Origin of the sequence: Stutzerimonas nosocomialis, assembly GCF_005876855.1 — a bacterium.
GTDB lineage: Bacteria > Pseudomonadota > Gammaproteobacteria > Pseudomonadales > Pseudomonadaceae > Stutzerimonas > Stutzerimonas nosocomialis.
In genome coordinates, this window is record NZ_QLAE01000038.1 from 40633 (window position 1) to 47621 (window position 6989).

Below are 6989 nucleotides of genomic sequence, written 5' to 3' on the forward strand. Positions count from 1 at the left end.
GTGCCTCAGCCAGCCGGCCTATCTGACACCTGCCGACGGCCGCGCCCCTTCGTCGAGAGCGGCAAGGTGGATGCCTGGACAGCCAAGGAGCCCTTTCTCGGCAACGCCTAGCAGCAATGCCTTAGAGCAGGTTCGGCTCTATCTCCAGCTCCACGCCGAAACGCTCGAGGATGTCAGCCTGGATACGCCTGGCAAGGCCTAGCAGCTGGCTGCCGGTGGCATTGCCATAGTTGACCAGCACCAGCGCCTGCAGCCTGTGCACGCCCGCATCGCCATCCCTGAAACCCTTCCAACCGGCCCGCTCGATGAGCCAGCCCGCGGCAAGCTTCACCCGCCCGCCCGCCTGCGGATAGGCGACCAGATCCGGATAACGCTCGCGCAACACCGCCGCCTGCGAAGACTCCACCAGAGGGTTCTTGAAGAAGCTGCCCGCATTCCCCAGCACCTGCGGATCGGGCAATTTTTCGCTGCGAATGGCGCAAACCGCGCGACTCACATCCATCGCCGATGGGCGGGTGACGCCCTGCTCGACCAGCTTCTGACGAATCGGACCGTACTCCAGGTGCAGCGGCGCTTCCCGGGCAAGGGCGAACCGCACACGGAGGATCACCCAACGACCCGGCTCGCGCTTGAACAGGCTGTCGCGGTAATCGAAAGCGCACTGCTCTACGGAAAACTCACGCACCATGCCCGAGCGCAGGTCCACGGCCGTGAGGCTGTCCATGACGTCCTTGAGCTCGACGCCATAAGCGCCGATGTTCTGTACCGGCGCTGCCCCTACGGTACCCGGGATCAGGCTGAGGTTTTCAAGACCAACCAGGCCCCGCTCGAGACTGCGTAACACGAACGGATGCCAGGGCTCGCCCGCCTGAGCCTCCACGACGACCCGACCGCCATGATCGGCGATGACGTCGATGCCTCGGTTGACCATCCGCACCACCACGGCCTGCACGTCGGCCGTGAGCAGCACGTTGCTGCCGCCGCCCAGCACCCACAGAGGCATCCGCAGCTCGCGCGCCGCGGCGCTTATCTGCAGCAGGTCCTCATGCGAGCCGGCCTCGGCATACCAGCGCGCCCGCGCATCCAGACCAAAGGTGTTGTAGGGGCGCAGGCTCACCCATTCCTGCAACAGCGGACTCACAGCAGCCTCCTGATGTCTTCGAGCAGCACCTCGCTACCCTGCTCGACCAGGTCGAGAACCTGGGCGAAACCGTCATCCTCACCGTAATAGGGATCCGGCACGTCCTCCGGCTGCAGATTGGCGCGGCGCAGGAACAGATCCAGTTTCGCCGCGCTTCCGGCCGGCTTGATCGCCTGCAGGTCCGCCAGGTTCTGCGCGTCCATCGCCAGGATCAGGTCGAACCGGTGGAAATCGTCCGGCGAAACCTGGCGCGCTCTCAACGGACTCAGGTCATAGCCGCGAAGCCGGGCGGCAGCGGTCGCTCGGCTATCGGGCGCCTTGCCGACGTGCCAGCCCCCCGTGCCTGCCGAGTCGATGACGACGGTACTGTCGAGCCCCGCCTGGCGCAATCTGTGCTGGAACACCGCCTCGACGGTGGGCGAGCGGCAGATATTGCCGAGGCAGACGAAGAGAATTCGCATCAGCCCCCCAGCAACTGGCGCACGCGCTCCAGGTCCTCCGGGGTATCGACGCCGGCGGGAGGCGACTCCACCGCGTCGGCAACGTGGATACGACGCCCATTCCACAACGCACGCAACTGCTCCAGCGCCTCGGTGTTCTCCAGCCAGCAGGGACCCCAGGCGACGAAATCGGCAAGGAAGCCGGCACGATAGGCATAGATACCGATATGACGACGATAGGGAACGCCGGCGGGAAGCTGGTCGCGGCTCCTGGCGAAATCGTCTCGCGCCCAGGGCAACGGCGCGCGGCTGAACGTCAGCGCCAGCCCGTCGAGGTCGCTCAAGACCTTCACCACGTTGGGATTGAACAGGCTCGCCGCATCCTGCAGCGGCTCGGCCAGGGTCGCGATCGAGGCCTCGGGATGGGCGGCGAGATTCATCGCCACCTGCTCGATGACCGACGGCGGGATCAGAGGCTCGTCGCCCTGCACGTTCACCACGATCGCGTCCGCAGCGAGGCCGAGCTGTGCGGCGACCTCGGCCAGGCGGTCGGTACCGGAATTGTGGTCGGCACGCGTCATCAGCGCCTCGGCACCGAAGCCCTGGCATGCCTCGAGGATGCGCGCATCGTCGGTCGCCACCACCACCCGTGCCGCCGAACTGCGGCAGGCGCGCTCCCACACATGGCGGATCATCGGCTTGCCGGCGATGTCCTGCAGGGGCTTGCCCGGCAGGCGGCTCGAGGCATAGCGCGCCGGGATGACCACGGTATAGACGTCGCTCATTTGTCCAGGCGCTCGTCCACGTCCAAGGTACGCGCTTCGCTTTCCAGCATCACCGGAATCCCGTCGCGTACCGGAAAGGCCAGGCCGTCGGCGCGGCAAACGAGTTCGGTCTTGTCGGCTGCGAGGCGCAGCGACCCCTTGCACAACGGGCAGGCCAGGATATCGAGCAGTTTGGTGTCCATGGGCAGTCCTTGGTACGCAACCGACTGCACAGGCAGGTCGGCCGCTATGAATGAGTGGGCAGCATGCGGGCCAGTTGCTCGTCGAACCAGGCGACGAAGGCCTCCGACGGAGACGCCTGCACCTTGAGATAGAACCAGCCCGCAGGTGCGAAGGCCCGGCATTTCACCGCATCCTTCTCGGTCATCACCACAGGCAGGTCGGGGCTGAAAGCGAGCTGCTCCGGCGTGAAGGCGGCGTGGTCGGCGAAGGGATGCGCGATCGCGCGCCAGTGTAGCGCCTCGAGCGTGGTGAAGAAACGTTGCGGGTTGCCGATCCCGGCCACGGCGTGTACCGCCTGACCCGCCGGAAAATGATCGAGAGGCAGGCTTCGATCGCTGCACAGTTCCACCAGCGCCTGCGGCTGCAGCCTGAACGAAAAACCATCGTCCGAATCCACCGCAGCGCCGTTGTACAGCACGGCATCGACCTCGCCGAGCCGTTCGGCCGGCTCGCGCAGCGGGCCCGCGGGCAGGCACCGGCGGTTGCCCAATCCGCGCGCGGCATCGACCAGCACCAGTTCCAGATCCCGGGCGAGCCGGTAGTGCTGCAACCCGTCGTCACTGAGCACCAGATCCAGGGCTTCGCTTTCCAGCAGCGCCTGTACCGCCCTGGCGCGCTGCGGGTCGATCATCAGCGGCACGCCCGTGCGCTCCACGATCAGCAACGGCTCGTCACCGGCCACGGAGGCCGACTGCCCCGCCTCGACTTTCCAGGGATGGCTGGGAGGATTCGCGCCATAACCGCGACTGACGACACCCACCCGCAGACCGCGGGCGCGGCAATGCTCGATGAGCCAGAGAATGAGCGGCGTCTTGCCCGTCCCACCGACCGTGACGTTACCGACCACGATCAGCGGAACCGGCGGCCGGTAGATGTCGCCCTCGCCGTCGAGAAAGCGCTGGCGGCGGCGCGTGACCACGCGGCGATAGAGCGCTTCCAGCGGCCCGAGCAGGGCCAGCGCCGGATGCCCCCGATACCAGGCCTGCTGCAGGCGATCGGCAAGGGACATCAGGGCGTCGCCTGGGCCTCGACGGTGGTGATGCGCAGGTGCGCGATCCCCAGCTTGCCGGCGGCGTCCATGGCGGTGATGACCGCCTGGTGAGGCGTCCTGCCATCGGCGCTGATGACCATCGGCAGACTGCTGTCGCCTCCAGACTCCTTGTTCAGCGCGGCCATCAGGGTCGCCAGGTCGCTCTTGACCAGGGCGCGCCCGTTGAGCGAGTAGTTGCCTTCGGTGTCGATCACCACCTCGAGCTGCTTGACGTCGGTTTCCTGCGGCGGGGTACCGCTGGCGGCTTCGGGAAGGTCTACCTTCAGCTGCGTCTCACGGGTGAAGGTAGTCGTGACGACGAAGAACAGGAGCAGGATGAACACCACATCGATCAACGGCGCCAGGCCGATCTCGACGTTCTCCCGGGGTTTGCGCCGAAATTTCACGCCTTGTCCTCGCCCAGGTCGACGTCGCGATTGCCCTGCACCACTTCCACCAGCTTGATCGCTTCCTGCTCCATGCCGATGACCAGCTCCTCCACGCGGCGCTGCAGATAGCGATGGAAGAACAGCGCAGGAATGCCGACCATCAGACCAGCCGCCGTGGTGATCAGCGCCTTGGCGATACCACCGGCCAGCAGCGGTGCGTTGGCCATGCCGGAGCCCATGAAGGAGCTGAAGATCTCGATCATGCCCAGCACCGTACCCAGCAGCCCCAGCAGCGGCGCGATACCGGCGATGGTCCCGAGGGCATTGAGGTAGCGATCGAGGTCATGGACGACGCGAGCGGCGGCCTCCTCGATGCATTCCTTCATGATCTCGCGGCCATGCTTGGAGTTCGCTAGCCCGGCAGCCAGGATCTCGCCCAGCGGCGAATCGGCGCGCAGCTCCTTCAGCTTCTGGTTGCTGAGTTTCTTTTCCTTGATCCACTTCCAGACCTGCCCCAGCAGATGCGGAGGCGTGACACGGCTGGGCCGCAGCGTCCAGAGGCGCTCGGCGATGATGCCGGCGGCGGCGATGGAACACAGAATGATCGGCAGCATGATCCAGCCGCCCGCTTTCACCAACTCCCACACGAGATGAATCCCCCTCCGAAAAGTGGCGCCACTCTAGCATAGGGGCGGGCCGCCGCCGTTGGCCCCCGTTCTCATTTTTCCCTCCAGAACCTGCGCTCGCCACGCAGCCCCTCGGCATCCGACCAGTCGCCGAGCACAAAGCGCACCGCACCCATTTTCGCCGTATCCAGCAGCGTCGCGCCGGCGAGTTCGAGGCGCTCGACGACACTCGGATGAGGGTGGCCGAAGTTGTTGTGCAGCCCTCGTGACAGCAACGCGCCCTGCGGCGCCACAGCCGCTACGAAGGCCGCCGAGGACGAGCTGCGACTGCCATGGTGCGGCACCAGCAACCAGCGGGCCTGCGCGTCGAAACCGCTCTGCAACAAGGCCCGCTCGGCTGCCGCATCGATGTCGCCGGTCAGCAGCAGCCGCTCGCCATTGGCCTCGACCAGCAGCACGCAGGACGCCTGGTTACCGGTCCGCGCCCCACCCCACAGCCAGGTGGTGAACCGGACACCGTCCCACTCCCAATGCTCATCTGTATCGCAGCGCTGCGACTGCAAGGTACGCGGCAGGCGCTGCGGCTCGCCGCTCAGCACTCGATCGACGGGCACCATGCGCCTTACCGCGAGCGCACCGCCGGCATGATCGCTGTCGGCGTGGCTGAGCAGCATGGTATCCAGCCGCGCGACGCCGAGCTTGCGCAACGAGGCGCCCACGACGCGCTCCCCCAGGTCGAAATCGCCGAAACGCGGACCGGCGTCGTAGAGCAAGGCGTGCCCATGGGTCCTGATCAGCAGCGCACTGCCCTGCCCCACGTCGAACATCCAGACCTGCGCCCTCCCCACAGCCGGGCTCTGCGCCGGGGGATAGAACAGCGGCAACAGCAGCACCAGGCCCAACGGGCGCAGCGGCATTCCCGAAGGCAACAACAGCGCGAGGGTACCGAGCGCAACCAGTCCCCAGGCCCAGAACGGCATCGCCGACAGCAGCCACGCCGGCTGCCAGGCCGAAACCCAGCCGAGAAAACCGAACAGCAGTGACAGCAGGCCACCGGCAAGCCACAGCAGACCCTCGCCGACCCAGGGCAACGGCAGCAGCAGAGCACCGAGCAGCGCCGTCGGTACCACCAGCAGCGATACGACGGGCACCGCGACCAGGTTGGCCAGCGGCGCGCTCAGGCTCACCGGCAAGCCCAGCGCGATCATCAATGGGACCAGCCCCAACGCCATGCTCCATTGCGCCCTGAGCAGGGTTTGCCAGCCGCCCCAGGCGCCGAGCCGACCTCTAAATACCCAGGCCAGCAGCGCGACCGCGCCGAACGACAACCACAGCCCCGGCTGCAGGACGGCGAGTGGATCGAGCAGCAGCACGACGACGAACGCAGTCAGCAACGGCGTCCAGACACCCAACTGGCGGTATCGCAACCTCCAGAGCAGCACCGCCGCGACCATTAGGCAGGCCCGACGCACCGGAACATCGAATCCCGCCAGCCAGGCGTAGCCCAGTGCGCCGCCGAGGGCGAGCCCGCACGCCCAGGGTAGCCAGGGCAACCTTCGCGGCCAGAGGCCGAACCGCGCCAGCATCGCAACCGCGCCGTACAGCAACCCGGCCAGCATGCCCACATGCTGGCCGGATATGACCATCAAATGGACCGTGCCGGTATCCTGCAGGACACGCCAGTCGCCAGCGCTGAGCCCCGATGAATCGCCGACCACCAGCGCCGCCAGCGCCCCTTCCCGCCCGAGCGCATCGACACGCATCAGCCGGCTGCGCAGCGCGTCGCGAACCGAACCTGCGCCCTGCGCGGCCTGCAGGCGATTGCCGGCCTTGATGGTCCCGGTGGCACCGATGCGCCGAGCGAGCAGCCAGGCTTCGTAGTCGAACGATTGCGGGTTGATCAGTCCGTGCGGACGCTTGAGCGTTGCCGCCACCCGCCAGCGCTCGCCGGCCTGGATGGGCGGCCCGCCATACCAGGCGAGCCGGATGCGCGAAGGCAGCCCGGCGTGACGGGAGCTGATCTGCTCGAGCTCGAACCGCACCACGCGCGACTCGACCGCCGGCAACCCGACCACCGTACCCTCGAGCCAGAAGGTACGCCCGTCCAGCGATGTCGGCAGACGATCGCTCATGGCCCAGTGCGCGTTGAGGCAGGCCCAACCGAGCCCGACGCAGAACAGCCCGAGCAGCCGCAGCCTCGGCAGGGCGAACAGGAGCCCGGCAGACAGCAGCGCAATCACGCCCCAGAGTGGTGGTAGCGTGGGCAGAAAGCGAAGCAGGACCAGTCCGGCCGCCAGCGCCAACATCCCTGTGCGCATATCGAGATTCCCTCCTCAAGAACGGTGACCGCGCGCCG

8 protein-coding genes are annotated in these 6989 nt (G+C 67.1%); all 8 read right to left on the reverse strand.

Annotated features, from left to right (window positions below):
* Positions 1-121: 121 nt before the first annotated feature.
* Complete coding sequence (gene murB, locus DN824_RS18995) at positions 122-1141, reverse strand: UDP-N-acetylmuramate dehydrogenase (protein WP_138409922.1); 1020 nt, start codon at positions 1139-1141, stop codon at positions 122-124.
* Complete coding sequence (locus tag DN824_RS19000; RefSeq protein WP_138409923.1) at positions 1138-1602, reverse strand: low molecular weight protein-tyrosine-phosphatase; 465 nt, start codon at positions 1600-1602, stop codon at positions 1138-1140. Before DN824_RS19000 ends, murB begins: the two co-directional genes overlap by 4 nt.
* Positions 1602-2366, reverse strand: a complete 765-nt coding sequence (gene kdsB, locus DN824_RS19005; RefSeq protein WP_138409924.1) for a 3-deoxy-manno-octulosonate cytidylyltransferase — start codon at positions 2364-2366, stop codon at positions 1602-1604. Before kdsB ends, DN824_RS19000 begins: the two co-directional genes overlap by 1 nt.
* Positions 2363-2548 (reverse strand): Trm112 family protein, encoded by a 186-nt coding sequence (locus DN824_RS19010; RefSeq protein WP_138409925.1) that lies wholly within the window; start codon positions 2546-2548, stop codon positions 2363-2365. The genes kdsB and DN824_RS19010 overlap by 4 nt, the downstream gene beginning before the upstream one ends.
* A gap of 44 nt (positions 2549-2592) precedes the next feature.
* Positions 2593-3597, reverse strand: coding sequence for a tetraacyldisaccharide 4'-kinase (lpxK, locus tag DN824_RS19015; protein WP_138409926.1), 1005 nt, complete (start codon positions 3595-3597; stop codon positions 2593-2595).
* The gene (locus DN824_RS19020; protein WP_138409927.1) at positions 3597-4025 is read right to left on the reverse strand and encodes an ExbD/TolR family protein; all 429 of its coding nucleotides are present in this window, start codon (positions 4023-4025) and stop codon (positions 3597-3599) included. The genes lpxK and DN824_RS19020 overlap by 1 nt, the downstream gene beginning before the upstream one ends.
* Positions 4022-4654, reverse strand: a complete 633-nt coding sequence (locus DN824_RS19025; protein ID WP_138409928.1) for a MotA/TolQ/ExbB proton channel family protein — start codon at positions 4652-4654, stop codon at positions 4022-4024. Before DN824_RS19025 ends, DN824_RS19020 begins: the two co-directional genes overlap by 4 nt.
* A gap of 71 nt (positions 4655-4725) precedes the next feature.
* On the reverse strand, positions 4726-6951 hold the full coding sequence (locus tag DN824_RS19030) for a DNA internalization-related competence protein ComEC/Rec2 (protein WP_174236540.1): 2226 nt from the start codon (positions 6949-6951) through the stop codon (positions 4726-4728).
* Positions 6952-6989: the final 38 nt, after the last annotated feature.